Origin of the sequence: Pseudomonas sp. Q11, assembly GCF_024494355.1 — a bacterium.
Taxonomy (GTDB): Bacteria; Pseudomonadota; Gammaproteobacteria; order Pseudomonadales; family Pseudomonadaceae; genus Aquipseudomonas; species Aquipseudomonas hefeiensis.
Map to the genome: position 1 here is coordinate 1 of NZ_JAKNQY010000062.1, position 1,339 is coordinate 1,339.

The following is a 1,339-nucleotide window of genomic DNA, read 5'->3' on the forward strand; positions in this document are numbered from 1 at the left end:
AACGGGGACAGACCCTGAGGGATCCCCACAAATCTACTCCAAGCTCTGTGCCTGATGATGCACCTCATCGCGCAGGGCCTGCTCGAGTTTTTCTAAATACTCTCGTCCGCCGAAAGCCGTGCAGCAACGCCAATACTCCAGCCCTAAACGCCACAACGAAAGCACCCGCCTATCTTTAAGGCTGTTGCTTTGATAACGCTGCTCCAATTTTCTTTCACGTGCCTGTAGCCCTGTCAGGAAGATGAGGTAATTGGCCAGAGTCGCAATCAACAGCAGCGCCTCAATGCGCCGAGGGCAATGACTTCTATGCAGGTTCAGCCCCAACCCCAAGTGCTCACTTTTTACATCCCGGAAGCCTTCTTCGATCTGCATGCGCCTTTTATAAATCGCGACGATTTTCGCCGGATTCCACTCACTGTGCTCCAGGTTGCTCGCCAGCAACCAAGGTTCACGTTCACGTCTGGCGGACTGTCGACTGAGCTTACTTTTGGCGATTGAACCTGTGACGCGTTGATGCTTTCGTCCTTTGGCCGAGTGCCGGACACAATACAAGTCGATGAAATGGGGAGCGCTACGGGTCATCTCGACATGGCCCAACGATTTGGGTGACGAAGTGGCCAGAGCATATAGGCTTTTCACGGGTTGCCAGTCAGCGCCACCACTGCGATAAAGCTCACGATTTCGTATGCGAGCCACGTAATACCAGCCCTGTGCTGCCACCGCCTTCATCCATGGACGCCGAAAACCCGCGTCAGTTACCAGGATGGGAATACAGCCGTCAGGCAGTAGTTCGGCCAGTGTGCTGAGCAAGCGTTTTTGATATCTCGGGCAACTCTCACGCTCATGCACACTTTCATAAATGGGAAATGAGCGTCCTGCCAACGGGATCGCTGCTCTCAACAAGAACGCGTCCCCTGGGGCGTCAATTCGAGACCAGTCGACCAAAATCAATGGATGTTTTAGCGAGCCTAGCAACGCTCGTAACATCACCCAGTAGAACAGTGGGCGCTCTGCTCTGAGGTGCTGATTACCCAGCAATCGATCTACTCGCTTGATGGCATGTTTGGGGTAAGCACGACCCGGCAGAGACCGCCCTAGCCCCGTCAGCGTCAGACGACGGCCTTGCAGTAATGAACTGACACAACTCATCAACGTAGTCAGACGGCGGGAATGGACAGAGGGAAGTGCTTGAGCGAGCGCTCTGTGTAAAAATCGGATGGCCTGCATGGGTTCGGGATCTTGTTTTTGTGTGGTGCAAGCCAAGTTGCCGACTCATGCAGGTCTCTTCAATATTCCAACCTCTTGATTTTCTGTAAGAAAATTCGGGGATCCCTCAGGG

1 protein-coding gene is annotated in these 1,339 nt (G+C 53.6%); it reads right to left on the reverse strand.

Features of this window, described 5'->3' with window-relative positions; all coding sequences use genetic code 11:
- Positions 1–33 precede the first annotated feature (33 nt).
- A complete protein-coding gene (locus tag MA884_RS27740; RefSeq protein WP_256233478.1) occupies positions 34–1,227 on the reverse strand; it encodes an IS4 family transposase in 1,194 nt (397 codons plus the stop codon).
- Positions 1,228–1,339 lie beyond the last annotated feature (112 nt).

Bases quoted from the DNA above. Each gene is read 5' to 3' on its own strand.
- MA884_RS27740 (WP_256233478.1), bottom strand. From the start codon at position 1,227: ATGCAGGCCATCCGATTTTTACACAGAGCGCTCGCTCAAGCACTTCCC.